At 67.7% G+C, this 25,608-nt stretch carries 19 protein-coding genes; 8 read left to right on the top strand and 11 right to left on the bottom strand.

Going from position 1 to position 25,608, the window contains the following annotated elements; all coding sequences use genetic code 11:
• Positions 1-28 precede the first annotated feature (28 nt).
• Both fadD32 and ACYQ5L_RS07275 read right to left on the bottom strand, forming a co-directional pair.
• Complete coding sequence (fadD32, locus tag ACYQ5L_RS07280) at positions 29-1,915, bottom strand: long-chain-fatty-acid--AMP ligase FadD32 (RefSeq protein ID WP_459956484.1); 1,887 nt, start codon at positions 1,913-1,915, stop codon at positions 29-31.
• Positions 1,916-2,035: 120 nt separating this feature from the next.
• The gene (locus tag ACYQ5L_RS07275; RefSeq protein ID WP_459956482.1) at positions 2,036-3,280 is read right to left on the bottom strand and encodes a KasA/KasB family beta-ketoacyl-ACP synthase; all 1,245 of its coding nucleotides are present in this window, start codon (positions 3,278-3,280) and stop codon (positions 2,036-2,038) included.
• A gap of 292 nt (positions 3,281-3,572) precedes the next feature.
• On the opposite strand from ACYQ5L_RS07275, the gene ACYQ5L_RS07270 reads away from it, so the two are divergent.
• Both ACYQ5L_RS07270 and ACYQ5L_RS07265 read left to right on the top strand, forming a co-directional pair.
• Positions 3,573-4,571, top strand: a complete 999-nt coding sequence (locus ACYQ5L_RS07270; RefSeq protein ID WP_459956481.1) for an acyl-ACP desaturase — start codon at positions 3,573-3,575, stop codon at positions 4,569-4,571.
• 159 nt (positions 4,572-4,730) lie between these two features.
• A complete protein-coding gene (locus tag ACYQ5L_RS07265; RefSeq protein ID WP_459956479.1) occupies positions 4,731-5,606 on the top strand; it encodes an endonuclease domain-containing protein in 876 nt (291 codons plus the stop codon).
• A gap of 65 nt (positions 5,607-5,671) precedes the next feature.
• On the opposite strand, the gene ACYQ5L_RS07260 is transcribed toward ACYQ5L_RS07265, so the two are convergent.
• The 4 genes from ACYQ5L_RS07260 to glpK (ACYQ5L_RS07245) all read right to left on the bottom strand — a co-directional run bounded on the left by ACYQ5L_RS07260 (position 5,672) and on the right by glpK (ACYQ5L_RS07245) (position 10,739).
• Positions 5,672-6,295, bottom strand: coding sequence for a class I SAM-dependent methyltransferase (locus ACYQ5L_RS07260; protein ID WP_459956477.1), 624 nt, complete (start codon positions 6,293-6,295; stop codon positions 5,672-5,674).
• Positions 6,296-6,420: 125 nt separating this feature from the next.
• A complete protein-coding gene (locus ACYQ5L_RS07255) occupies positions 6,421-7,251 on the bottom strand; it encodes an MIP/aquaporin family protein (RefSeq protein ID WP_459956476.1) in 831 nt (276 codons plus the stop codon).
• A gap of 234 nt (positions 7,252-7,485) precedes the next feature.
• The gene (gene glpD, locus ACYQ5L_RS07250; protein WP_459956475.1) at positions 7,486-9,198 is read right to left on the bottom strand and encodes a glycerol-3-phosphate dehydrogenase; all 1,713 of its coding nucleotides are present in this window, start codon (positions 9,196-9,198) and stop codon (positions 7,486-7,488) included.
• Positions 9,199-9,209: 11 nt separating this feature from the next.
• Positions 9,210-10,739, bottom strand: coding sequence for a glycerol kinase GlpK (glpK, locus tag ACYQ5L_RS07245; RefSeq protein WP_459956474.1), 1,530 nt, complete (start codon positions 10,737-10,739; stop codon positions 9,210-9,212).
• 150 nt (positions 10,740-10,889) lie between these two features.
• Between glpK (ACYQ5L_RS07245) and ACYQ5L_RS07240 the strand changes: the two genes are divergently transcribed.
• From ACYQ5L_RS07240 to ACYQ5L_RS07225, 4 genes are all read left to right on the top strand, one after another.
• Complete coding sequence (locus ACYQ5L_RS07240) at positions 10,890-11,654, top strand: IclR family transcriptional regulator (protein WP_459956472.1); 765 nt, start codon at positions 10,890-10,892, stop codon at positions 11,652-11,654.
• Positions 11,655-11,682: 28 nt separating this feature from the next.
• Complete coding sequence (gene glpK / locus ACYQ5L_RS07235) at positions 11,683-13,197, top strand: glycerol kinase GlpK (RefSeq protein ID WP_459956471.1); 1,515 nt, start codon at positions 11,683-11,685, stop codon at positions 13,195-13,197.
• Positions 13,198-13,207: 10 nt separating this feature from the next.
• A complete protein-coding gene (locus ACYQ5L_RS07230) occupies positions 13,208-14,041 on the top strand; it encodes a DUF72 domain-containing protein (protein WP_459956469.1) in 834 nt (277 codons plus the stop codon).
• A gap of 86 nt (positions 14,042-14,127) precedes the next feature.
• A complete protein-coding gene (locus ACYQ5L_RS07225; RefSeq protein ID WP_459956468.1) occupies positions 14,128-15,552 on the top strand; it encodes a WGR domain-containing protein in 1,425 nt (474 codons plus the stop codon).
• A 9-nt stretch (positions 15,553-15,561) separates the two neighbouring features.
• Here the strand turns inward: ACYQ5L_RS07225 and ACYQ5L_RS07220 are convergent, their stop codons facing one another.
• Complete coding sequence (locus tag ACYQ5L_RS07220) at positions 15,562-16,065, bottom strand: PaaI family thioesterase (protein WP_459956466.1); 504 nt, start codon at positions 16,063-16,065, stop codon at positions 15,562-15,564.
• A gap of 141 nt (positions 16,066-16,206) precedes the next feature.
• A complete protein-coding gene (locus ACYQ5L_RS07215; RefSeq protein ID WP_459956464.1) occupies positions 16,207-18,762 on the bottom strand; it encodes an ATP-dependent Clp protease ATP-binding subunit in 2,556 nt (851 codons plus the stop codon).
• Positions 18,763-18,932: 170 nt separating this feature from the next.
• Here ACYQ5L_RS07215 and ACYQ5L_RS07210 point away from each other — a divergent pair, with 170 nt between their 5' ends.
• A complete protein-coding gene (locus ACYQ5L_RS07210; protein WP_459956462.1) occupies positions 18,933-20,222 on the top strand; it encodes a M20 metallopeptidase family protein in 1,290 nt (429 codons plus the stop codon).
• Here the strand turns inward: ACYQ5L_RS07210 and ACYQ5L_RS07205 are convergent.
• Positions 20,216-20,434, bottom strand: coding sequence for a hypothetical protein (locus tag ACYQ5L_RS07205; protein WP_459956460.1), 219 nt, complete (start codon positions 20,432-20,434; stop codon positions 20,216-20,218). The genes ACYQ5L_RS07210 and ACYQ5L_RS07205 overlap by 7 nt on opposite strands.
• A 261-nt stretch (positions 20,435-20,695) precedes the next feature.
• On the opposite strand from ACYQ5L_RS07205, the gene ACYQ5L_RS07200 reads away from it, so the two are divergent.
• Positions 20,696-24,442 carry an ATP-binding protein gene (locus ACYQ5L_RS07200; protein ID WP_459956458.1) on the top strand — a complete coding sequence of 1,249 codons (3,747 nt, stop codon included), beginning with the start codon at positions 20,696-20,698 and terminating at the stop codon, positions 24,440-24,442.
• Positions 24,443-24,580: 138 nt separating this feature from the next.
• Here ACYQ5L_RS07200 and ACYQ5L_RS07195 read toward each other — a convergent pair whose 3' ends face one another.
• Together ACYQ5L_RS07195 and ACYQ5L_RS07190 are read right to left on the bottom strand one after the other, a co-directional pair.
• Positions 24,581-24,919, bottom strand: coding sequence for a histone-like nucleoid-structuring protein Lsr2 (locus ACYQ5L_RS07195; RefSeq protein WP_379202135.1), 339 nt, complete (start codon positions 24,917-24,919; stop codon positions 24,581-24,583).
• Between the two features lie 133 nt (positions 24,920-25,052).
• Complete coding sequence (locus ACYQ5L_RS07190; RefSeq protein WP_459956456.1) at positions 25,053-25,586, bottom strand: Rv3235 family protein; 534 nt, start codon at positions 25,584-25,586, stop codon at positions 25,053-25,055.
• Positions 25,587-25,608: the final 22 nt, after the last annotated feature.

Raw genomic sequence — 25,608 nt, 5'->3', positions numbered from 1 at the left:
GGCGGCACGGCTTTCCGGGCTTGCGGGCCTACTCGGCCACGTCCGGGAAGGCCTGCTGGCGGTGTCCCCCGCGCAGGGTGCCCTCCACATAGGCCGCCTTGCAGGCCCGGCGCGCGATCTTGCCGCTGGAGGTGCGCGGAATCGAGCCCGCCGGCACCAGCAGCAGATCCCGGACCGTCACGCCGTGCCGCTTGGCAATGGCGGCGCGCACCGTCTCCGCGATCGGCTCCGGGTCGAGTTTCGCCGCGCCCGTTCCGCGTTCGGCCACGATCACCAGCTGCTCGGTGCCGGTCCCGGCGTCGGCGCCGCCGCGGTCGCCGACCTCGGCGGGCATCTCGTCGGCCGAAACCGAGAAGGCCGCAACGAATCCGGGCCGCAGCGCGGTGCTGGACTCCTGGGCGCTGTACTCCAGATCCTGCGGATAGTGATTGCGGCCGTCCACGATCACCAGATCCTTGACGCGGCCGGTGATGTAGAGCTCGCCGTCGTAGTAGGCGCCGAAATCGCCGGTGCGCATCCAGTTCGCGTCCGCCTCGGCGCCTTCGGCGTGACTGCCGTGCGGCTGGCGCGAGGTGAGCTTGTTGCGGAAGGTCGCCTCGGATTCCTCCGGGCGGCCCCAATAGCCGATGCCCATGTTCTGCCCGTGCAGCCAGATCTCGCCGACCTCGCCGTCGGGCCGTTCCGCGCCGGTCTCCGGATCCACGATGACGGCCCACTGCGACAGCGCGACGTAACCGCAGGACACCTGTGCCACAGCGTTTTCCGCGTCCGGGTTCACCTCGGTCATGCGCCCGGCATTGAGCTCGCCGCGGTCGACGTAGACCACCCGCGCCTCGTCGTCGCGCCGGGTGGCCGAGACGAACAGCGTCGCCTCCGCCATGCCGTAGCACGGCTTGATGGCGGTCTTGGGCAGGCCGTAGGGCTCGAAGGCCTCGTTGAACTTCTGCATCGAGGTCACCGAGACCGGCTCGCTGCCGTTGATCAGACCGATCACGCGGGACAGATCGAGTTCCTCGCCGGGCTTGGGCTTGCCCCGCACCGCCGCGTGCTCGAAGGCGAAATTCGGTGCGGCCGCATAGATCTCGGCCCCGTCCTCCTGCGCCGCCAGCTCCTTGATCCAGCGGTAGGGCCGGCGCACGAAGGCACTGGGCGACATGATGGTGATGAACTTGCCGCCGAGCGAGGGCAGGATGACGGTGAGCAGGCCCATATCGTGGAACATGGGCAGCCAGGTGACGCCGCGCGCCTTCTCGTTGATGCCGATGGCGCTGATCATCTGGAACAGATTGGTGCCCACGGCCCGGTGGGTGATCTCCACGCCCGCCGGGGTCCGGGTGGAGCCCGAGGTGTACTGCAGGTACGCCACGCTGTCGATATTGATCTCCGGACGCACCCAGGTCTCGCCGACGCTGTCCGGGATCATCTCCACGGCGATGATGCGCGGGCGCTGCGGGGCGGGCAGTTCGCGGAACAGTTCCCGCACCCCGGCGGCGGCCGAGCCGACCGTGAGGATGGCGGCGGGCTGGCAGTCGTCGAGCACCGCGTGCAGCCGGTCGGAATGGCCGTGCTCATCCGGTTCGAACAGCGGCACCGCGATATTGCCTGCGTACACCGCCCCGTACATGGCGACGATGTACTCCAGGCCCTGCGGACAGAGGATGGCGACCCGGTCGCCGGGCTGCGTGACCTGCTGCAACCGGGCGGCCACCGCGCGCAGCCGGACGCCGAACTGATTCCAGGTGAGTTCGAAGTACTCACCGTCGCGTTCGCGCGAATAGTCGACATAGCGGTAGGCGAGTTCGTCGCCGCACTCCGCGGTGTGATGGTCGACCAGGTCGATCATCGTCTTGTTGTCGGGGAGCTTGATGTTGCCGTGCTCGTCCAGAAAGTCATCGAAAGAGGTCTCGCCGATCATTCCCTATCCTTTTTCAACTCACAGCCATGACTGTGCAGTGACACCGAACAAAGATCGACACAGGAGCCCGGGAATTAGCTGGGGCTGAGGAAGACTAGCAGGTGTCACGGTCCCGGATACTCAGTACCGACCGAAGGCGAGCGCGACATTGTGCCCGCCGAAGCCGAAGGAGTTGTTCAGGGCGTAGTCGTAGGTGCCCGGCCGCGCCTGCCCCTTCACCACGTCGAGGTCGATTTCGGGGTCCTGATTGTCCAAATTCAGCGTGGGCGGGATGATTCCGTCGCGCACCGCCAGCACGGTGAGCACCGATTCGAGCGCGCCCACGGCGCCGATGGAGTGCCCCAGCGCCGACTTGGGCGCATAGACCGCAGCGTGATTGCCGACCGCTTGCTGAATGGCATTGGCCTCCGCGGTATCCCCGATGGGCGTGGCGGTGGCGTGCGCATTGATATGCGTGACATCGGATTTGGAGATTCCGGCGTTCTCCATGGCGCGGGTCATGGCGCGCGCCGCGCCCGTGCCCTCCGGATCGGGGGCGACGAGATGGAAACCGTCGGAGGTGATCCCCGCGCCCATGAGGCGGGCGTGGATGGTCGCGCCGCGGGCCTTGGCGTGCTCCTCGGTCTCGATCACCATGAGCGCGCCGGCCTCACCGAAGACGAAGCCGTCGCGGTCGCGGTCGAAGGGGCGCGAGGCCGCCTTCGGATCGTCGTTGCGGGTGCTCATGGCGCGCATCATGGAGAATCCGGCGATCGGCAGCACGTGGATGCCGCCCTCCACGCCGCCGGTCACGACCATGTCGGCATCGCCCATGACGATCATCTGCCAGGCATTGGCGATTGCCTCCGAACCGGACGAACAGGCCGAAACCGGCGTTCGCACACCGGCGCCCGCGCGCAGTTCGGTGCCGACCACGGCGGCCGCGCCATTGGGCATGACGGTCTGCACGGTCAGCGGCGAGACCTTGCGGTAGCCGCCGGTCTCGAGCTTGTCGCGCGCGACGATCAGGCACTCCGCACCGCCCAGGCCGGTGCCGATGGCGACGCCGAGGCGGTCGCGGTCGACCTCCGGATTGCCGGCGTTCTTCCAGACCTCGCGCCCCAGCACCAGGGCCATCTGCTCGATGTAGGACAGCCGGCGTAATTCCGCCGGGCTGACCTGGTCGCGCGGCGAGACCTTGAGGTGGCCGCCGATGCGCACCGGCAGTTCGAAATCCTCGACCCAGCTGTCCTCGAGGACGTCGATACCGCTCTCGCCGTTGAGTAGGCCCTTCCAGGTCGAGTCGACGTCTCCCGAGATGGAGGTGGTGGTCGCCAGGGATGTGACGACGACATCGGGGAACTTGCGGCGGTTGGGCGTCTGCATGATCGTTCACTCTCCGTAGCAATGCTGCGGCGAACCTGATTTCGATCCGCGTGGCTGTCAAGGACTGTTTTGCAACTCGCGAACGCTCCCGGCCGCGAACACTGCGGCGGGTGTTGAAGCCAATCTCCGGCGAACTGGGCTAGATTATCCGAGGCTAAGCCGACCAGTCTCCTTGTGCGACACGCGGGACCCAGAAACCGTTCCGAGTGGTCCCTTTCGCCCACGGCGGCAATCGCCGGATCTTTCACCATCATTCCGCAGCGCCGAGCCATTTCGAGGGAGGCACACGAACGTGGCCAGGAATCTGACGCAGCTCGAGTTGCTCATCGAGTTGGAGCCTGTTGCCGAACAGAATGTGAATAGGCATCTATCCATGGCCAAGGACTGGCATCCCCACGACTACGTGCCGTGGGATGAGGGTCGCAACTTCGCAGCTATGGAAGGCGAGGACTGGGACCCGCAGCAGTCCAAGCTCAGCGAGGTCGCCAAGGCGGCCATGATCACCAATCTACTGACCGAGGACAACCTGCCCAGCTACCATCGGGAAATCGCCGAGAACTTCTCCCAGGACGGCGCCTGGGGCACCTGGGTGGGCCGCTGGACGGCCGAGGAGAACCGGCACGGCATCGTGCTGCGCGATTACCTCGTGGTGACCCGCGGCGTGGATCCGGTGGCCCTGGAACAGGCCCGCATGATTCACATGACCAATGGCTACAACGCCATGCATCTGGTCCGCGACCGCATCGGCCACAGCAACATCTACGCCGCTGCCGGATTCATGTATTCCGTCATCTATGTGACATTCCAGGAATTGGCCACGCGCGTTTCTCATCGCAATACCGGCAAAGTGTGCAATGACCCCATAGCGGACAGGATGCTGCAACGCATTGCCGCCGACGAAAACCTGCACATGATCTTCTACCGCAATATGGTCGGCGCCGCCCTGGACCTGTCCCCCGACCAAGCCGTCGAAGCCATCGCCAACATCGTCCAGGAATTCCAGATGCCCGGCGCCGGCATGCCCAACTTCCGCCGCAATGGCGTCCTCATGGCCAAACACGGCATCTACGACCTCCGCCAGCACCTCGAAGAGGTCGTCCTCCCCGTCCTGAAGAAGTGGAACATCTTCGACCGCACCGACTTCACCCCCCGCGGCGACTACTACCGCAACGTCCTCGGCCAGCACCTGGAAAAACTCCGCAAGGACGCCGTCCGCTTCGAAGAACAACGCGACCGCTCCCTCGCCCGCGAAGCCCAGCGCCGGGAAAAGGATTCAGCCCTCATCAGCTGAACCCCCTGCTGGACAACCGATCACCGGGAACTGATGGCGGCATCCCCCGAGAAACCTCCGCCACCAGTTCCCGGTCGGCGTTGTTTCACCGTGCGGGCCTGTGGATAACTTCCACTCGTCGCGTGCGTTGTGTCGGGCGGGGCGAGTACGGGTTCATGTGTGCAGACATCGAATGAGCCATTCCCCGGATCCTGGGCGGTGGCGGCGGGGGCGGTGACGCGCTGGGAACTGCGGCACGACTTCGAGCGGGTCTTCCCGGACGTCTACAAGCGAAAAGGCGCCGTGCTCGACGCGGCGGGGTGGGCGCGGGCGGCGGCGCATTGGGCGAAGGGGGACTGCGTCCTGGTGGGGCTTTCCGCCGCGGCGATGCACGGCGTGCGATGGCTGGACGCAGACGCGCCGGCGGAGTTGGCGCGGGCAGGGCACACCCGGCCGCCACACGGGGTCAGAGTCTTCTGTGCCGACGTCGGCCGGCACGAATGCTGCGACGTGGACGGATTCCGGGTGACGACCCCCGCCCGGACCGGTTTCGACATCGGCCGCCGGCTGCCACGCGATCGGGCGATACCGATCCTCGATGCGCTGTGCGGCGCAACGGGTCTGACAGCCGAGGAGATCGCCGCGACCGCGCGCGAACATCCGGGAACACGCGGAGCCCGGCAACTCGCCGCGATCATCCCGCTGATCGACGGCGGCGCCGAATCACCGCCGGAATCCCACACCCGCCCGCTGCTGATCGATGACGGATTGCCGCCGCCCACCACCCAATTGGTCGTTCGCGACGAGCACGGCCTCTTCGTCGCCCGGCTCGACATGGGCTGGGAGAGGTGGAAAGTCGCCGTCGAATACGACGGCGCTCAACACTGGACCGATCCGACGCAGCGGACCAAGGACATCGACCGCTCACTCGCCCTGGAATCCCTGAGCTGGAAGGTGATCCGAGTCAGCGCCGCCCTCCTCTACCGCCGTCCCGATGAAGTCCTGGACCGAGTCCGCTGCGCCCTCCTCACCAGGGGAGCCGACCTGGACCATTGATCACCGGGAACTGGTGGCGGCATTTCGCGAGTAGCCTCCGCCACCAGTTCCCGGTCGGCGTCGTTTCACACCGAGGGCTTGGTCCAGGTGAGGGAATACCTCCACATCACGTGGCGACGGAATCGCGCGCCGGGCAGGAGGTCTCGGGCGATGGCCGACATCTCCCGGTAGGTCACCGGTGGCGGCCAGACGATCGGTGAGGGGTGTTCCCACTTCGTCTTGGTCAGGCGGTGCCACGTGAACGCCGCCGTGCCCGCGAGAACCCAGGGCAGGTCCCTCGGCAGCACATCACGGGCGAGACCGACGACCGCCAAAGTCCCGCCCGGACGGAGCAATTCCCGCATTCTCTTCAGTCCGGCGGCCGCGGCCATATGGTGCAGCGTCGCCACCGAGACGATGCCGTCGAACGACTCCGGCTGGAACGGGTAGCTCAGGAAATCCCCGCACACGTACTCGATCTCCCCACCCGGCGACTGCTTCCGGGCCTGCTCGATACCCGGTTCGTCGAGATCGATCCCCGTCACCCGCGCCCCGCGTGCATGCAGTCGCCGCGCGAGCATCCCTTCACCGCACCCGACATCGAGCACGTCCCCCCGTGCCGGCACCGCATCCATCAGCAGCCGGTGATAGTGGATATTCCCATTCCACCGCTCCCCATCCGGCACCTCGGGGCCCCGTCTCCAACCCACGCAACCCTCCCGTCAGTCCTCTCGCAGCCTAGTCAGGAGCTGGACAGACGATCACCGGGAACTGGTGGCGGCATTTCGCGAGTAGCCCCCGCCACCAGTTCCCGGTCGGCGTTGTTTCAGATTGGCTAGAGGTAGAGCTGGGCGACCAGGCCGGCCAGCGCTCCGCCGACGAGGGGGCCGAGAACGGGGACCCAGGAGTAGGACCAGTCGGCGTTCTTGTGGGTCGAGGACACCGGGTCGCCGGGGCTCTCGTCGACGACCGAGCGGGCGCTGCCGCCGGAGTTGACGTCGGCGGGCAGGCGCTTGGGCAGCACATTGGCCGAGCGGGTGGTCGGCAGCAGCGCGTAGGCGATGCGCGGGCCGAGGTCGCGGGCCGGGTTGATGGCGTAGCCGGTCGGGCCGCCCAGGGATGCGCCGATGCCCACGACCAGCAGGGCCGCGGCCAGCGGGCCGAGGCCGCTGGGGGTGTGGCCGAAGGCCAGGATCACGAAGACCAGGGCGAAGGTGGCGATGACCTCGGTGACGAAGTTCCAGGAGTAGGAGCGAATCGCCGGGCCGGTGGAGAAGATGCCCAGCTTCTTGCCCTCGTCGGGTTCCTCGTCGAAGTGCTTCTTGTAGGCCAGGTACGCGACGCACGCGCCGAGGAAGGCGCCCACCAACTGGGCGGAAATATAGGCGACGGTATTGACGAAGTTCACCGGAATTCCCGGCGCGTACTCCGATGCGCCACTGAACAACATGCCGATGGTGACCGCGGGATTGAGATGGCCGCCCGTCTTGTAGGCGACATACACGCCCGCGAAAACGCCGAGACCCCAGCCGAAAGTAATGAGCAGCCAGCCGCCGTCGAAGCCTTTCGACTTCGTAAGCAATACGTTGGCTACTACGCCTGCGCCGAGCAGGATGAGGACACCGGTACCCAGTGCCTCGCTGACGAATATAGAGCTGAAATCCATCGATGCGCCTCCCGTTCGGCGTCGCTGCCAGTCCGGACAAGACTTTACGGTCTTCTGTCCAGCAAATCTGTAGAAACACGCTAGGGGGTAATGCGCTTCGGGCACAAGTCCGCAATCATTATCGAAAAGCCCGGCGGTGCAGCACTATTCGATTCCCGGAAACGCCGGACAGCGCCGCGCCGGAATGCTCCGGTGCGGCGCCGTTCGCCTGTGAAATTGTGTGCGCGGATCGGATCAGCGCGCGGCGACCAGTCGCGCGGCATTGGCGGACTCGTCGTCGCGGGCCTCGTTGGCGGCGAGTTCGGCGTGCACGCGGTCGTAGTAGCGGTTGATCTCCGCATTGGTGCGCTCGTCGTCCCAGCCCAGGTGCGGGGCGATGAGGCGAGCGATCTCGCCCGCCGCCTCCAGGCCGCGATCGGGCACCTCGATGGAGATGCGGGTGCGGCGGGTGAGGATGTCGTCGAGGTGCAGCGCGCCTTCGTGGGTGACGGCGTAGACGGCCTCGGCGGCGATGTAGTCCTCGGCGCCCCGGATCGGTTCGCGCAGTGCGGGAACCGCGGCGATGAGGTCGAAGATGTTCTCCGACAGCGAGCCGTAGCGGCCCAGCAGATGCTCGACCACCTCGACCGGGAGATCGGCGCGGGCGGCCACGCCGGGCAGATCGGCCAGCATGTCCTGGTAGCCGACCGCGCCCAGGATGGGCAGGCTCTCGGTGGTCGAGCGCGGGGCGTCGCTGCCGAGGGTCGCGGCGGCGGCGTCCACCACATCGGCGGCCATGACGCGGTAGGTGGTGTACTTGCCGCCCGCGATGACGAACAGGCCCGGGGCCGGCTCGGCGACCGCGTGCTCGCGGGAGAGCTTGGAGGTCTCCTTGGAGGCGCCGGTCATGAGCGGGCGCAGACCCGCGTAGGTGCCGACGATGTCGGCGCGGGTGAGCGGCTCGCGCAGGACGGCATTGACGTGGTCGAGGATGTACTGGACATCCGCGGCGCTGGCGGTCGGGTGGTTCTTGTCCAGGGTCCAGTCGGTGTCGGTGGTGCCGATGATCCAGTGCTCGGCCCACGGGATCACGAACAGCACGGACTTCTCGGTGCGCATGATCAGGCCGGTGCCCATGTCCAGGCGCTCGCGCGGAACCATGATGTGCACGCCCTTGGACATGCGCACGTGGAACGGGAACTCCACACCGGTCATCTTGATCATGTCGTCGGTCCACACGCCGGTCGCGCTGATCACGGTGCGCGCCCGGATGGTGTGCTCCAGACCGGTTTCCAGATCCTCGACCTTGGCGCCGACGACCCGCTCGCCCTCGCGGATGAGCCCGGTGACCTTGGTGCGGGTGAGCACGGTCGCGCCGTGCTGGGCGGCGGTGCGGGCCAGCATCATGGTGTGCCGGGCGTCGTCGACCTGGGCGTCGTAGTAGCGGATGGCGCCGGTCATGGCGTCGTCCTTGAGGGCCGGAGCCAATTCCAGGGCCTTGGTGCGGGACATGTGCCGGTGCATGGGCACCGCCCGCGCGCCGCCGAGGGTGTCGTACAGCGCCACGCCGGCGCCGATGTAGGCGCGCTCCCACACCCGGTGCTGCAGCGGGATGAGGAAGGACACCGGGTGCACCAGGTGCGGGGCCAGCTTGCTCAGCAGCAGGCCGCGTTCCTTCAAAGCCTCACGGACCAGGATGAAGTCGAGCATCTCCAGGTAGCGCAGGCCGCCGTGGATGAGCTTGGAGGACCGGCTCGAGGTGCCGGCGGCGAAGTCGCGCGCCTCGACCATGGTGACGGACAGGCCGCGGGCGGCGGCGTCCAGCGCGGCGCCCGCGCCGGTCACTCCACCGCCGATGACGAGAACGTCGATTTCGGTGTCGCCGAGCGCATCGATGGCCCGGGCGCGGTAGGCGGGATCCAGTTGTGCGGACACGAAATGCTCCTTGTTATCGGGGTTTTGAGTCATCGGGGGCAGCGCTACTCGTCGTCTTCATCGATATCGACCCAGTCGAGGGTGCGCGAAACGGCTTTCAGCCAGCGGGCGTACTTGCGTTCGCGCTTCGCCTCGTCCCAGGTGGGCTGCCAGCGCTTGTCCTCGTGCCAGTTGGCGACGAGTTCGTCTGTGTTGTTCCAGAATCCGACGGCCAGGCCCGCGGCGTAGGCCGCGCCGAGCGCGGTGGTCTCCGCGACCACCGGGCGCGAGACCGGGACGCCGAGGAAGTCGGCCTGGATCTGCATGGCCAGCTCATTGGCGGTGACACCGCCGTCCACGCGCAGGGTTTCCAGCTTCACCCCGGAATCACGCTGCATGGCCTCGACCACGTCGCGGGTCTGGTAGCAGATGGATTCCAGTGTGGCCCTGGCCAAGTGGGCATTGTTGGAGTACCGGGACAGGCCCACGATCGCACCGCGGGCATCGGGCCGCCAGTACGGGGCGAACAGGCCGGAGAAGGCGGGCACGAAGTACACGCCGCCGGTGTCCTGCACCTGCCGGGCCAGATTCTCGATCTGCGATGCGCCGGAGATGATTCCGAGCTGATCGCGCAGCCACTGCACGGCCGAACCGGTGACGGCGATCGAGCCTTCCAGGGCGTACACCGGCTTGTCGTCGCCGAACTGGTAGGCGACGGTGGTCAGCAGGCCGTGCTTGGAGTGCACAATCTCTGTACCGGTATTCAGCATCAGGAAATTCCCTGTGCCGTAGGTGTTCTTGGCCTCACCCGGGCGGAAGCACACCTGGCCGACGGTGGCGGCCTGCTGATCGCCGAGCACGCCGGCGATCGGGACCGCGCCCTTGAACGGGCCGTCGGGATTGGTCATGCCGAAGCCCTCGGGATTCGAGGACGGCGCGATGGCGGGCAGCATGGCGCGCGGAATTCCGAAGACCGCCAGCAACTCCTCGTCCCAGTCCAGGGTTTCGAGGTCCATGAGCATGGTGCGCGAGGCATTGGTCGGATCGGTGATGTGCACGCCGCCGCGGGTGCCGCCGGTGAGGTTCCAGATGATCCAGGTGTCCGGGGTTCCGAAGAGCGCGTCGCCCTGCTCGGCGTCCTCGCGCACGCCCGGGACATTGTCGAGGATCCACTTCACCTTGCCGCCGGAGAAGTACGGAGCGGGCGGCAGACCGGCCTTCTCGCGAATGAGATCGCCGTGCCCGGCCTTCTCCACCTCCGCGATGATGCGGTCGGTGCGGGTGTCCTGCCAGACGATGGCGTTGTAATAGGGGCGTCCGGTGCGGCGGTTCCACACGATGGTGGTCTCGCGCTGATTGGTGACGCCGACCGCGGCCAGATCGGCGGCGGTGAGGCGGGCGCCGGCGAGGGCGCTCTTGATCACAGTGCGGGTGCGTTCCCAGATCTCGTCCGGATTGTGTTCCACCCAGCCGGCCTGCGGCATGATCTGCTCATGTTCGAGCTGATGGCGGGCAACCACATTGCCGCCGTGGTCGAAAACCATGAAGCGCGTGGAGGTCGTGCCCTGATCAATGGCCCCGACGTACTGCGTCATCGCGATCCTTTCCGGAACCTCGTCATTGAGTCCGTTTGCCCTGGTGAGCGCGGTCGCGGCCGGGCCCGACGTCCACGCTACGAAGTGTTCGCGTTCCACTCCAGGGCATGCGTTCGACAATGCCGAACGGTTTGCTGATAGGTTACGGACATGCCGGGTTCGATTCAGTCGATCGAGCGCGCCGCCGCCATGTTGCAGCTGCTCGCGCGCGGTTCCGGGCGGCTCGGCGTCGGTGAGATCGCGGCCGCCCTGGGACTGGCCAAGCCGACGGCGCACGGCATTCTGCGGACACTGCAGGGGGTGGGGTTCGTCGAGCAGGATCCGGTCAGCGGGAAGTACCAGCTGGGCGCGGCCATCCATGAGCTCGGCGGGGGATATCTGGATGCCAATGAGTTGCGGTCGCGTGCCATCAATCGGGCGGACGCACTCGCCGCGCGCAGCGGGGAGTCGGTGCGGATCGCCGCGCCGGTGGGCGGCGGAGTGTCGGTGGTGCACCACGTGTTCCGGCCCGACAACACCGAACAGGCCCTGGAAGTGGGGACCACGCTGCCGCCGCACGCGACCGCGCTGGGGAAGGTGCTGCTGGCCTACGACGCGCAGCTGTCGGCGACGGTGCGGGAGGGCGAACTGCCCGCCTTCACCCATCGCACCATCGTGGACCGGGCCGTGCTGGGCCGGGCGCTGACCGAGGTGCGGCGCACCGGGTGGGCCGGAGATGTCGGCGAATACCGGTCGGCGGAGGCGAGCATCGCCGCGCCGATCCGCGGGCGCGGCGGACTGGTGGTGGGCGCCATCGGCATCAGCGGGCCGATCGATCAGCTCTGCGACGGGCAGCTGCGGTTCCGACCCGGGTTCGTGGGCCAGGTTCGCGATGCGGCGCAGGCGGTTTCACGAGATCTTGGTGGCGCACAGTGAATGTCGTGCGGGACGGGAGCGGCCGGGAATGACGCAGCGATATGTGCTCGCCATCGATCAGGGCACCACCTCCACGCGGTGCATTCTGTTCGATCAGCGCGCCCGGCTGGCCGGGGTGGCGCAGCGCGAGCATCGGCAGCACTATCCGCGACCCGGCTGGGTGGAGCAGGACGCGCTGGAGATCTGGCGCAATGTCGAACGCGTTGTGCCCGCGGCGCTGCGCGATTCGGGGATCACGGCCGAGCAGGTGGCGGCGGTGGGGATCGCCAATCAGCGCGAGACCACGGTGGTGTGGGACCGGCGCACCGGGACGCCCATCGGACGGGCCATCGTCTGGCAGGACGTACGCACCGAGGAATTGGTGAATCGGCTGCGCGAAACGCCCGGGGCGGAACGGATCCGGGAACTGTGCGGTCTGCCGCCGGCCACCTACTTCGCCGCGCCGCGGTTGCGCTGGCTGCTGGATTCCGTGGCGGGACTGCGTGATCGCGCCGAACGCGGCGAGGTGCTGTTCGGGACCATGGAGACCTGGCTGATCTGGAATCTCACCGGCGGCGCGGACCACGGGGTGCACGTCACCGATGTCACCAATGCCGGGCGCACGCTGCTGATGAACCTCGAAACCCTGGACTGGGACGACGAACTGCTGCGGTTCTTCGATATTCCGAAGGCCATGCTGCCTCGCATCGAACCCTCGACCGGCGAGTTCGGGACCGCGCGGCGGGTGATTCCGGGCGTGCGCATCGCGGCTGCGCTGGGCGATCAGCACGCGGCCCTGTTCGGGCAGACCTGTTTCGCGCCCGGCGAGACCGAATGCACCTACGGCACAGGTGGATTCCTGCTGATGAACACCGGGCGGGAGCTGGTGCGGTCACAGCACGGCCTGCTCACGACCATCGGATATCAGGTCGGTCCGGAGCCGGTGTACGCCCTGGAAGGGCCGATCGCCGTCACCGGTTCGCTGGTGCAGTGGCTGCGCGACAATATCGGCCTGATCGCCAGTGCGCCCGAGATCGAAACCCTCGCGGGCACAGTCGAAGACAATGGCGGGTGCTATCTGGTGCCGGCCTTCTCCGGGCTCTACGCGCCGCATTGGCGCAGTGACGCGCGCGGGCTCATCATCGGCCTGACCTCCTATGTCACCAAGGGGCACATCGCCCGGGCCGTGCTGGAGGCCACCGCCTGGCAGACCCGCGACGTGGTGGAGGCCATGAACGCCGATTCCGGTCTGCACGCCGCGGCGCTGCGGGTGGCGGGCGGGATGACCTCCGACAACCTGCTCATGCAGATCGTGGCCGACGTACTCGACATACCGGTCATGCGACCGATCGTCGCCGAGACCGTCTCCCTCGGCGCGGCCTACGCGGCGGGCCTGGCCGTCGGCTATTGGCCCGATCTCGAAGGGCTGCGCCACAACTGGCGGGTGGCGGCCCAGTGGCTGCCGCGCATGGATCCGCGGCTGCGCGCGGAGGAGTACGACAACTGGCGGCGAGCGGTGGAGCTTACCTTCGGTTGGCTGCGACCGAAGAAGTCCTTGACCTAACGTGGCAGCTATGCGGTTGTACGTGGGATGCGCGATGTGGCAACACCCGGACTGGCAGGAGAGACCTTTACCCCCGGCGGAACGCCTGCGCACCTACTCCTCCTGGTGCAATGCCGTCGAGGGCAACACCACCTTCTACGCCACCCCGCAACGCCGCACCGTCGAATCCTGGGCCCGGCAAACCGATCCCGACTTCCGATTCGTGGTCAAGCTCCCGCGCACCGTCACCCATGATCGCCGCCTCACCGGCATCGACGCCGAGATGACCGCGTTCCTGGACGCCGTCGAACCGCTGGGCCGCCGCCTGCACGCGCTCTGGATCCAGCTCCCCGCCTCCTTCACCGACCTCGCCGCCCTGGCCCGGCTGCTCGACGGCCTCCCCGTCCACTACCGCGCCGCCGTGGAGGTCCGCCACCCCGCCTTCTTCCAGAACGACCGCGCCATCGGGCAACTGGAATCGATCCTCAACGCCGCCGCGGCCGAATGGGTCACCTTCGACACCACGGTCCTGTTCGCCACCCCGCCCATCAGCGCCGCCGAGAACGAGGCCTGGTCCAAGAAGCCGCGCGTCCCCCGCCGCACCCGGGCCCTCACCGAATTCCCCATGGTCCGCTACCACGGCCGCGACGACCCCAAGGCCACCATCGCCGGCTGGCAGCCCTGGGTCCGCACGGTCGTCGCCTGGCTCCGGGAAGGCCGTTCCCCCACCGTCTTCATCCACACCCCCGACAACTCCCAGGCCCGCACCCTCGCCCGCCAATTCCACGACGACGTCCGCACCCACCTCCCCGAGCTGGAGCCCCTGCCCGACCCGCTCCCCACCGACCCCATGACCCTGTTCTGACCCGGTTCGGCCACCTGCCGAGCGAATGTCGGTGTGGGTTGCTAGTTTTCGCGTCACATCAGTTGACGTGAGGCACGGAGCAGAGCATGACCAGCGGGGCGACCACTTATCTGGAGCTGTCCGAGGACAGCGGGTCGGCACACAAGTTCTATGAAGTTGTGGTGGCGGGGACGGAAGTCGCGATTCGGTATGGGCGGATCGGGGATGCGGGGCAGCGGACGGTGAGTTCGTTCGCCACGGCGGAGAAGGCGCAGGCGGCTGCGACCAAGAAGATCAACGAGAAGATCCGGAAGGGGTATGCGCCCGCGGTCATGGGGGCGCGGGGGAAGCGGCCGGTGACGCGGCGGGCCATTGTCAGTCAGCGGTCGACGGCGAAATCGGCTCCGGTGCTGTGGACGTTCGATTCGGGGGCGGCGGCGTTCGGGATCTTCGTGGACGAGCGGCGGTGCTGGGTGGGCAATGAGAGCGGGGATGTGTTCACGCTGACGCCGGGCGGTGAGGTGACCGGGCGGTTCAAGCTGCCGGATGCGGTGAAGTGCATTGTGGCGGACGACTTCTGGATTTACGCCGGATGCGATGACGGACGGGTGTACGACCTGTCGGGGAAAGTGCCGCGCGCGGCCTATGACATCGCGGCCAATGTCGACATCTACTGGCTGGATATTCACGACGGCATTCTCGGCGTCTCCGACCGGCAGGGCGGACTGACGGTCATCGACCACGAGGAGGAATCGCTGTGGTCGCGGCGCAGCACCGGGGATTCCGGGTGGATGGTGCGCATCGACCGGGAAGGCGTGTACCACGGGCATTCCGACGGCGTCACCACATACGACCTGGCCAGCGGCGACCAGCGCTGGCAGGTGGGCACGAACGGCTCGGTGCTGTTCGGCTGGCAGGAGGCCGATGCGGTGTACGCGGGCACCAGCCGCAATCAAGTGCGGATGGTCGCCAAGAACGGGCAGTCCGAGCGCACCTACCAATGCGATGCGGCCGTATTCTCCTGCGCCACTTCACCGGACGGGCGCTACGTCTTCGCCGGCGACAATTACTCCTCGGTGTACTGCTTCGATTCCGCGGGGCAGCGGCTGTGGAAGCTGGCCACCCGGTGCGGGTCGGCGTACTCCATGCAGTACCACGACGAGAAGCTGTACCTGGTCACCACCAATGGCACCCTGGCCTGCCTGGACGTCAGCGAGACGGCCATCCGCGACGCGGAGCAGGGCGTGCTGCCGCAGACGGTTTCGGTGAAGGCGCCGGAGATCTCCGCGGTAACCCCCAGCGCCACCGTGGAATTGGTGGCGGAGGCCGGTGACGGCATCGTGGTGGAATGCGTGCAGGAGGGCGCCAATCTGCGCGTGCACGTCGTCTCCGCCGGTTACCAGAGCGACTGGAATGTGCAGTTCCCCCGTGAGATTCGCGAGGCGGGGGCGCGCTATGTGGTGGACGCGGTCGCCGAATCGGCCCGCGGCGGCTTCTACCGTGTCCGCGGCGATATCCGCCGTCTGGGCTGACGGCGGCGATCAGGCGCCGAGACTGGAGAGCTCTCCGGGATCGGCGCCCAGCTGCACGAAGTGATCGTGATCGACCTCGACGAAAATCGCCCGGCCGGTCGCGATCACGATGTCGCCATCGGTGAGCACCGCATCGATGAACAGCTTGCGGCCCTCCCGGGCGCTCAGCATGGAAGTTACGACGAATTCCCGGTGCAGCCGGGCCGGGGCCCGGAAGTCCACATCCAGCTTCACCGTGACCGCCGGCTGCTGCAGCGGGAACAGGATGGAGCCGCAGGCCTCGTCCAGGGCGGCGGCGACGATCCCGCCGTGCGCCACCCCCGGTGCGCCCTGATGCCGGTGATCCAGCATGAATGTGCCACGCACGAGGTCACCCCGCCGCACGAAGCGAATGAGCGGCGAGGCCGGATTCGACGGGCCGCATCCGAAGCACCCGTGGTGATGCGGCGGGAACGGGCCGTCGGCGAACCGCTCGCCGAGCGGCAGCGCTGCCGCGGCGCGATCTTCCTCCATGCAAAAAAGTTAACCCAGATTCATCGACAAAGCGAGTCACGCCTCGTCATCCCGCCATGCTTGCGGCCGGGATCCACACCGGCTGGTGGATTCCGGCCGAGAACGGCGCCGGAATGACGAGGACGGCCTTCCGCCAGGAGTTCAGTTCTTGCTCGCGGCCTTACCACTCTTGGCTTTGCCGCTGCTCTTGCCGTTCTTGGCGTGGCCATTGGTGTTCTTCGCGGTCATGATCGAGCCCTCGCTCGTCTTGTCCCGGTCGCGATGCACCGCCTCGACGAGCAGTCCGGAGTCGTCCGCGTCGATACGCACGGTGTCGCCGGGCGCCAGCGCGCCGTCGAGGATCTTCTTGGAGAGATTGTTGTCCAGCTGCTTCTGCACCGTGCGGCGCAGCGGCCGGGCGCCGAATTCGGGCTGATACCCGTTGTCCGCCAGCCAATCCATGGCCTGCTCCGACACATCGAGCTCGATGTCCTGGGCGCGCAGCCGCCGTCGCGTGCCGTCGAGCACCAGATCCACGATCTCGCGCAGCTGCGACCTGTCCAGCCGGTGGAAGACGATCTGCTCGTCGAGCCGGTTGAGGAACTCCGGCCGGAAGTGCTTGCGCAGCCGCTCCTCCAGCTGCGGCGTAATCGAGTCCAGGTCACCGTCTTTCGCGGACAGGATGAGATCGGAGCCGATATTGCTGGTGAGGATGACGATGGTGTTCTTGAAATCCACGGTGCGGCCCTTGGAATCGGTGACCCGGCCGTCGTCGAGCAGTTGCAGCAGCACATTGAACACATCCGGGTGCGCCTTCTCGACCTCGTCGAACAGGATCACCGAATACGGCTGGCGGCGCACCTTGTCGGTGAGCTGCGCGGCATCGTCGTAGCCGACGTATCCGGGCGGCGCGCCCACCAGCCGCGACACCGTGTGCTTCTCCTGGAATTCGCTCATATCGAAGCGGATGAGCCGGTCCTCGTCACCGAATACCGCCTGCGCCAAGGCCTTCGCCAGCTCGGTCTTGCCGACGCCGGTCGGTCCCAGGAACAGGAACGAGCCGATGGGCCGATCCGGATCCTTGAGCCCGGCGCGGGCGCGGCGCACCGCCTCGGCGACCGCCACAATGGCCTCCTCCTGCCCGATGACGCGCTTGTGCAGCACCTCTTCGAGTTTCAGCAGCTTCTGCCGCTCCTCCACGGTGAGATCCGCGACGGGAATGCCGGTCTGCCGCGACACCACCTCGGCGATATCGGTGACCGTCACCTCCTGCACCTCCACCGGTGCGTCGTCGGCCGCGGATTTCTGCTCCGCCTTGGCGATCTCGGCCTTGAGCTTGTTCGCCTTCTCGTAGTCCTCGGAGGCGACCGCGGCGTCCTTCTCCCGCCGCAGCCGCGCCAGCTTCTCCTCCTGCTCGCGCTCCTTCGGATCCGGTGTGCGGGTGCGCAGCCGCACACGCGCACCGGCCTGGTCCACCAGATCGATGGCCTTGTCCGGCATGAACCGGTCGGTGAGGTAACGATCCGACAGTTCGGCCGCCGCGATGAGCGCCTCGTCGTCGTAGCGCACCTGATGGTGCTCCTCGTACACGTCGACCAGCCCGCGCAGGATCTCGATGGTGTCGGCCACCGACGGCTCGGACACCATGACCGGCTGGAAGCGCCGTTCCAGGGCGGCGTCCTTCTCGATGTACTTGCGGTACTCGTCGATGGTGGTGGCGCCGATGGCGTGCAGTTCACCGCGCGCCAGTGCGGGTTTGAGCATATTGCCCGCGTCCATGGAACCCTCGCCGCCACCGCCCGCGCCGACGATGGTGTGCAGCTCGTCGATGAACACCACCAGTTCGTCCGAATGCGCGCGCACCTCGTCGAGCACCTTGGTCAGCCGCTCCTCGAATTCGCCGCGATACTTGCTGCCCGCCACCATCGAACTCACGTCCAGCGCGATGACCCGCCGATCGGCCAGCGTCGCGGGCACGTCCCCATTGACGATGCGCTGCGCCAGGCCCTCCACGATGGCCGTCTTGCCGACGCCCGGATCGCCGATGAGCACCGGATTGTTCTTGCGCCGCCGCGACAGGATCTCGACGGTCTGCTCGATCTCCTGCGCCCGCCCCACCACCGGATCGACCTTGCCCGCCCGCGCCTCCGCGGTGAGATCGCGCCCGTATTCGTCGAGCGTGGGCGTATCGCTGGGCTCCTTGTGGCCGGGCGCGGCCGGTAGTTTCGCCCCCGACAGCGCCTGCGCGGCCGCGGTCTCCGGATTGCCGGCGATGCCGAGCAGGATGTGCTCGGGCCCGATGTAACTGCTGCCCGCCTCGGCGGCGCTGCGCTGGGCATTGCGCAGCGCGACCTTCGCCGCCGGGCTCAGCGCCAGCGCGTGCCCGCCCCCGTGCGCGCCGATCCCGCTGCCCGCCGCGGCCCGCATCTGCTCGCGCAGTTCCTCGGGATCCCGGCCGATTTCGGCGATGATGCTCGCGGCCGGTTCCACCTCGGCGGCCGCGTAGAGCAGATGCTCGGGGGTGATCTCGGCGCTCCCCCAGTCATGGGCGGCCTGCCGGGCGCTGTCCACGATCTGCTTCGCGCTCTCACTCAGCAAACGACTCAGATCGATGCGCTGCACCGGCGGCTGCGCCGCCATACCGGATCCGAAGAATCGCTGGAAGATATCGTCGAAGGAGTCGAACGAACCCCTGGAACTGGGCCAACCCTGAGTCATAAGCACCTCGCGGCGTCAGGCGGCGCGCCGAATCCCAGTCGTGATCAATAAGGCATCGACGCGACAGCAAACGAATGGCGAACTCCCTGCCCACAGTAGTAGCCTCAGGCCCGACGGCAACCCGCCGTGATGAGTTTGTTTCGACTCTCTGGTCCGTCAGGAGCAACCCGATGACCACGATCCACGACGAGCTCGACGCGCACGCCCAGGCGGTGGCAGATCAGGTCGTGCAGTGGCGGCATCATCTGCACCAGCATCCGGAACTGTCCAATCGCGAGGTGAACACCGCGGCCCTGATCGCGGACCATCTGCGGTCCCTGAAACTCGACGAGGTGCGCACCGGCATCGCCGGGCACGGCGTGGTCGGGGTGCTGCGCGGCGGGCAGCCCGGGGACCGGGTCATCGCGCTGCGCGCCGATATCGACGCCCTCCCGGTGCCCGATCTGTGCGGTGTCGACTTCGCTTCGCACGTCATCGATCAGGACTATCCCGGCGGTCCGTTCCCCGTCTCGCACGCCTGCGGCCACGACTGTCACACCTCGATGCTCATGGGCGCGGCGAGCGTCCTCGCCGCGGCGCGCGAACAGCTGCCCGGCACCGTGGTTTTCGTCTTCCAGCCCGCCGAGGAGGGGCCTCCGGTCGGCGAAAAGGGCGGGGCCGCAGAGATGCTCGCCGAGGGCGCGCTCGACGATCCGGCGCCGACCATGGTGTTCGGCTTCCACGTGGTCCCACTTCCCAAGGGCTGGATCGGATATCGCGCCGGGGTGCAGTTCAGCGCATCCTGCCTGGTGAAGATCACCATCACCGGTCAGCAGGTGCACGGGTCCACCCCGTGGATGGGCATCGATCCCATGCCCGCGGCCGGCGCCGTGCTCACCGGCATCGGCCAGCTCTACCGCCAGGTGTCGGCCTACGACCCGGTGACGGTGACCATCGGGCACGTCGAGGATGTGGGGCGGTTCAACATCATCGGCCAGACGGTGACGCTGTGGGGCACCATCCGCGCGGCGGTCGAGGCGGATATGCCCGAGGTGCAGAAGCGCCTGGAAACCCTGGCCGCGCACAGCGCGCAGGCCTACAACTGTTCGGCCACCGTGGAATTCATGCAGGACGTGCCCGCGGTGCACAATCAGCAGTCGTGGATCGACGCCGGTCTGCCGACCTTCCGGCGGGTGGCCGGACCGGACAAGGTGATTCCCGCCCCGCCGACGCTCGGCTACGACGACATCTCGGAGATGGTCAACAAGTACGGCGGTCTCTACGTCATGCTCGGCGTGCAGGATGTGCGGATCGACGCGAGCGGAACGCCGTCTCCGATTCCCGGCGGGCGCGGTATCGCCATGAACCACAATCCGCACTTCTACGCCGATGACGACACCTTGGTGACCGGTGTGCGGCTGCACGTGCAGGTGGCCTACGACCATCTCAGCGGCGCACTGGATCCCCCGGCTCGTCAATAGGCGCCGACGGGGGCGAACGGCGCGTAGTCGCGGACGTGGCCCTCGATCCAGTCCCACAGCGACTTGGGGTCGACCGGCACACCGCGCTGCAGGACCAGGCGCCAGCCGTCCTGGCGCTTCTCCCAGATGTCGCCGTCGCGATCGACATAGAAGCCGACGTCCTCCGGCTCGGCTCCGGCCGCACCGAATCCAGCGGGAAATTGGTGCATCACGCCACCACCCTTCTCAATCTTGCTTCCATCCAGAAGTATCCGACTCCGCTCTTCCGGCTCACTTCCGATCGAGTTGTGCTGCGGCGTAACACTGTTAGCATTGCGAACATATCCGCTTATCATAAGAAAAAACTAAGTCCGGCCCTCGGCCGTAACTATTCGACAACTCTTTAGCAACCTTTTGGCATCTCGGAGTTTATGCGGGATAGTGCTCTTCTTGCGGCGAACGTCCAGTTTGCTTTCGGTTCGAGGAGGGCAGCCATGCGAGGACCCGAAGTCCGAGTGCTCGGCCCCTTGCACATGTCGCTGGACGGCCGCGAAATTCCGCTCGGAACACCCATGCAGCGGGCCGTGCTCGGTCGCCTCATCGTCGCCCACGGCCAGGCAGTCAGCACCGAACGCCTGGTCGAGGACCTGTGGTGCGGGCAACCGCCGCCCAAGGCCGCCTCGGTCCTGCAGGTGCACATCCACACCCTGCGCCGGCTGTTCGAACCGGATCGGGCACGGCGCGCGCCCTCGCGGTACATAGTGTCCGAATCGTCCGGTTACGCGCTGAAGATACCCGAGAGTTCCATCGATGCCTGGCAATTCGAGGAACAGCTGCGCAACTATCGGGAACTGATCAGCAAATCCGAGACCCCGCCCGAGGCGGCAGTGCGCAACACCATGCTGGACGCCGTTCTCGCGCACTGGCACGGGCCCGCTCTGGAAGCCTTCGCGGACGCGGAATGGGCTGTCGCGGAAGCCGATAGGCTCACCGATCTGCACTTGACCGCCGTGGAACTCAATGCCCAGGCCGAACTCGAATTGGGCCGCGCCGGCGAGGTGGTCATCGCGCTGCGCGGACTGTTCGACGAATATCCGGGACGCGAGGAATTGGTGCGGCTGCTCGCGGTGGCGCAATACCAGCTCGGGCAGCAACTGGAGGCGCTCAACACGATTCGGCGCTCCCGGGAATTCCTGGGCGCCGAATTCGGGATCGATCCCGCGCCCGCGGTGCGGCACCTGGAGACCGCGATACTCACGCACTCCACCGACCTGACGCCGCCGGGCGGGCTGCCCCCGCTGCCGGTGGAATCACGGCTGCTGGCGCGGGACCGTCCCGCGCCGACCTGGTCGCTGACCGCCATGCTGCCCGGCATCGTGGACGAGCACCGGGGCGTGGCGCTGCCGGGCGGCGGTTTCGACCCGACTGCCGAATCACCGTGCGCCACCGGCTATACCGCCGAATTATCGGAACTGCTCACCATCGCCGAGAGCGCCCGCCGCCGGCGGCTGCGGCTGGCGTGGGTGGCCGGCGAGACCGGCATCGGCAAGACCACGCTCGCCGAAACCGCGCTCGCCGCCTTGGCGGCGACCGGCTGGACGGTGGCGACCGGGAACTGCCCCGAAATCGACGGCGCACCGGCGGCCTGGGCGTGGTCGGAGATACTGGCCGACCTCGACGTGCTCACCTCCGCCGCCGAAGCGCTCGGCGCCGACGATGCTTTCACCATGTCCCGGACCCTCGCACAGCGATGTAAACGCGCGGCCGCGAGCGAACCCGTGGCGATCCTGCTCGAGAACGTGCACCGCGCCGACACCGCCACGCTGCAGGTGCTGCGCCAGCTCACCACCTGGCTGCGCGAGGACCCGGTACTCATCCTGGTCACGCTGCGCCGCTCGCAGGCCGGACCGGGGGTGCACGCCACCGCGGCCGCACTGGCTCGACATACCGCCGCCTGGTTCGATCTCACCGGGCTGGATCCGACCGGCACCGGGCGGGTCGCCCGGGCCGCCGGGCTGCGCGTGCTCGGCGACGAGTTGCTCGCCAAGCTCCACGAACGTACCGGCGGCCATCCGCTGTTCGTCCGCGAGCTGGCGAAACTCATGGCCGCCCAGGGCGATTCGGATCAGGTTCCGGAATCCGTCCGCGAGCTCATCGAGGAGCGCAGCGCGCGGCTGCCCGCCGGGGTCGCCGATGTGCTACGGCACATCGCGATCTGGGGCGAGAGCCTCGACCTGGCCATTCTGGGCCTGGCCACCGGGATTGCGGAAGACGCCCTCATCGATCTGGTCGACGCCGCCGAGGCCGCCGGTCTGGTCGGCACCGACCACACCGGGCGCATCGCCTTCACGCACTCCCTGATCCGCGATGCCGTCCACCTCGGCATCCCCGCGCTGCGCCGCGGTCGGATGCACTGGGCCGCACTGGAACTCCTGGAATCGCTGGCCGACTCCCATCCCGCCGTGGCGCGCGATCCGAATATCCTGGCCCACCACGCCATTCTCGGCGCCAGCCCCGAGACCGCCGAGCGGGCCATCGAATACGTACGCGCGGCCGCCGCCGTCCACGCGAACCACCGCAAGCGCACCGAAACCGTGCGCCTGTGCCGCGCCGCCGTCGAACTCCACGAGTTGGCCGGCCACGCCGCCGAACACGCCGGCCGCCCCGACCGCATCGCGCTGTTGGACGCCCGCTGCGCCCTGGTCACCGCACTCGCCTACGACAACCGGCACCACGAGGCCCGCATCGAACGCGCCCGCGCCCTCACCCTGGCCACCCGGTTCGATTCCCCCGACCTCATCGCCCGCGCCCTCACCTGCTGGCGCGCCCCGGTCATCTTCGCGATCCGGGAGTGGACCGTCCCCGACCACCGCCTGCGTCACGCCCTCTCCCGCGCCCTGGCCCGCTACGGGGTTCCTGCGCCATGGCTCGAGCCGGGAGCCTCCGGTCCCGCCGCGCCCATACCCGCCACCGCCGCCCTTCCGCCGAATGCTGTTCTGCCCACCTCGTGGATCTCGCTTCAGCCACCGGGGTTCCCGCCGCCTGGAGATGCTGCCGCGCGAACTCGGTCCCCCTGGTCGCACAGCCCGGGGGCAGCCACCGGGACCGCCGGCGTGGGCGGTGGAATCGCACCAGACCGTGGTTCACCTGCGGCCGAGGACGGTTCGCTCGCCGCCGAGGGCGGTTCGAATACAAGCGCGAGCCGTTCGACCGGCGGTGCAGGCGGTGGGGTCGCGGGGGGAGATGCTGAACCGGAGGCGGGGCAGGGGCCGGAGATGCTGGTGCGGTTGCTGGTCGCGGCGACATTCGAGGCCGGGTTCGAGGAGTACGAGGGGGCGGGACGGGCGTTGGCGCGGCGGGCGCTGGCGGTGGCGCGGGAGGTCGGGGAACCGGAGTTGGTGTGCGCGGCCGTCAATGCGCTGACCTACCTGGAGTTCGACTTCGGGGCGGAGTTCGAGCGGCTCGCCGCCGAACTGGAGCGGGCGGCGACGGCGGGCGGGCTGGCCGAGTATCAGGCGCTGGCGCATTATCTGGGTTATCGGGCGGCGGTGGCGCGTGCGGATCTGCGGGAGGCGGGGCGGCGGGCGGCGCATGCGGTGGAATCCGCCGATGAGGGGCAGTTGCAGCCATTGCTGGATCTGGTGAGCTGTTTCGCGGCGACGATGGAGTTGCTGCGGGGGGACGTCGATCTGGCGGAGCAGCTGTATGCGCGGTTCGGGGAGCGCATGACGAGGTCGGGGACGGCCAATCAGGATGAGGCGAAGGTGTTCTGCGCGCTCGCGATCGGATGGGCGCGGGGGGATTTGTCCGGACTGGTGGGGCGATTGGCCGATAACTACGCGGCATTGCCGGATGCGTTCGGTCCGGCCTATGCGCTCGCGCTGTTGCACGCGGGCGAAACCGAACGGGCGCGGAAGGTATTCGAGGCGGCGGATCCGGTGGCGAGTTGCCCGTATCCGGTGTGGATGTCGGCCATGCTGGCGCGGGTGGCGGTGGCATTCGGGGCGGACGCGACGATTCGGGAACTGTATGAATACCTTTCACCGCATACCGGGACGCTCATCGGCATCGAGACCGGGGTGGCCGCATTCGGCCCGATGGACACCGTATTGGCGGAGCTGGCCGAAGCGCTCGGCGATACCGCCGCGGCGGACGCGCATCGCGCGCGGGCACAACGGCTGATTGATCGCATTCGGAAGGAACTTCCCGATACCGGAAAGTCACTGCTGCGGGCCGCCTAGGTCGGCAACCAGCGGAAATTCCGGAATCGGGGGTTTCAGTCCGGGGGTTTCGGACCGGCATTGCGGGCATATGACAGAAGCCGGTGACCCATGATCACCGGCTCCGGCCGAAATTCACCTGCTCCGCGTTTTGCCGCGCTATTTCTTCGCCCGCTGGTACGCGTCGACGATCTCGGCCGGGATGCGGCCGCGCGAGGAAACCTGGTGGCCCTGCGCCCGCGCCCATTCCCGGATGGCGGTGCTCTCCTCGCGGTCCACGGCCGGGCGGGTGCGGCCGCCGGCCACCTTGCGCTTGGAGCGACCCACCTTGCGGGCCTTCTCCGTCCAGGGCTCGAGAGACTCCCGCAGCTTGCCGGCGTTCTTGATCGACAGGTCGATCTCGTAGTCCATCCCGTCGATCGAGAAATAGACGGTCTCGTCGGCCTTCGATTGACCGTCGTAGTCGTCAACCAGAGTTACGGTGACTTTCTTTGCCATGGACTGCCCTTCCACGTAGGTTGCCGCTTTTCGCCGAAATGCTAATGCCGTGGGATGCAGGTTTCAAACCAGGCGCGTTTGGAATTCCACGAGATCAGACAATTCTGCTATTACCGCAGAGACCGAGCGGTCTTCAGCGCACGCGGAATGCGGTCAACCGCCACCCGGAAGGTCCTCGCACAATGTGCGCGGCCAGCGCGAAATGCCGCGCGCCACGGTCGTATCCGGCGCACACTTCGGCGGCCGCGGGCCCCGACATGATCACATCCACCCTGGTGAGGACCGCGACCCCGAGCTCGAGCCCGGGCACCAGACGCCCGTTCACCACGGTGCGCACCGCCTCGACCACCGCGGATACCGCCAGCGGGCGCAGCTGCGCGACGGAACGGCGCCCGTCGAGCACCTCCAGCGCCACCCGCACCACCGCTGTTGCGAATTGCCTTGCCGCAGCGTCGACTTCGATGGAATAGCCGGATTTCGCAGGGTGCGAAGCCCGGATTATCCGTTGCGGACCAATCGTTCCCGGCCGCCGGGAAACCGCATTCGAGGTGACGCTATTGCGACACGACGGCGTGGGCGGCGCCTGCTGCGCCCGGCCGCCGGGACACGGGCGCAGCGGTGGTTCCGACTCCGGTGCGGGCCGCAAGAATCCACCCTCGAATGCCATCCGGGCTCCCCTCGACGCGGGC

Source organism: Nocardia sp. IFM 10818 (assembly GCF_054655275.1).
The sequence above is the reverse complement of the archived record's forward strand: the minus strand, read 5'-3'. Positions and strand labels throughout refer to the sequence as shown.

Coding starts and splice junctions, on each gene's coding strand:
- glpK (WP_459956474.1), bottom strand. CDS start 10,739: ATGACGCAGTACGTCGGGGCCATTGATCAGGGCACGACCTCCACGCGC.
- glpK (WP_459956471.1), top strand. CDS start 11,683: ATGACGCAGCGATATGTGCTCGCCATCGATCAGGGCACCACCTCCACG.
- ACYQ5L_RS07200 (WP_459956458.1), top strand. CDS start 20,696: ATGCGAGGACCCGAAGTCCGAGTGCTCGGCCCCTTGCACATGTCGCTG.
- ACYQ5L_RS07275 (WP_459956482.1), bottom strand. CDS start 3,280: ATGCAGACGCCCAACCGCCGCAAGTTCCCCGATGTCGTCGTCACATCC.
- ACYQ5L_RS07255 (WP_459956476.1), bottom strand. CDS start 7,251: ATGGATTTCAGCTCTATATTCGTCAGCGAGGCACTGGGTACCGGTGTC.
- ACYQ5L_RS07220 (WP_459956466.1), bottom strand. CDS start 16,065: ATGGAGGAAGATCGCGCCGCGGCAGCGCTGCCGCTCGGCGAGCGGTTC.
- fadD32 (WP_459956484.1), bottom strand. CDS start 1,915: ATGATCGGCGAGACCTCTTTCGATGACTTTCTGGACGAGCACGGCAAC.
- ACYQ5L_RS07230 (WP_459956469.1), top strand. CDS start 13,208: ATGCGGTTGTACGTGGGATGCGCGATGTGGCAACACCCGGACTGGCAG.
- ACYQ5L_RS07210 (WP_459956462.1), top strand. CDS start 18,933: ATGACCACGATCCACGACGAGCTCGACGCGCACGCCCAGGCGGTGGCA.
- ACYQ5L_RS07225 (WP_459956468.1), top strand. CDS start 14,128: ATGACCAGCGGGGCGACCACTTATCTGGAGCTGTCCGAGGACAGCGGG.
- glpD (WP_459956475.1), bottom strand. CDS start 9,198: ATGACTCAAAACCCCGATAACAAGGAGCATTTCGTGTCCGCACAACTG.
- ACYQ5L_RS07215 (WP_459956464.1), bottom strand. CDS start 18,762: ATGACTCAGGGTTGGCCCAGTTCCAGGGGTTCGTTCGACTCCTTCGAC.
- ACYQ5L_RS07195 (WP_379202135.1), bottom strand. CDS start 24,919: ATGGCAAAGAAAGTCACCGTAACTCTGGTTGACGACTACGACGGTCAA.
- ACYQ5L_RS07190 (WP_459956456.1), bottom strand. CDS start 25,586: ATGGCATTCGAGGGTGGATTCTTGCGGCCCGCACCGGAGTCGGAACCA.
- ACYQ5L_RS07240 (WP_459956472.1), top strand. CDS start 10,890: ATGCCGGGTTCGATTCAGTCGATCGAGCGCGCCGCCGCCATGTTGCAG.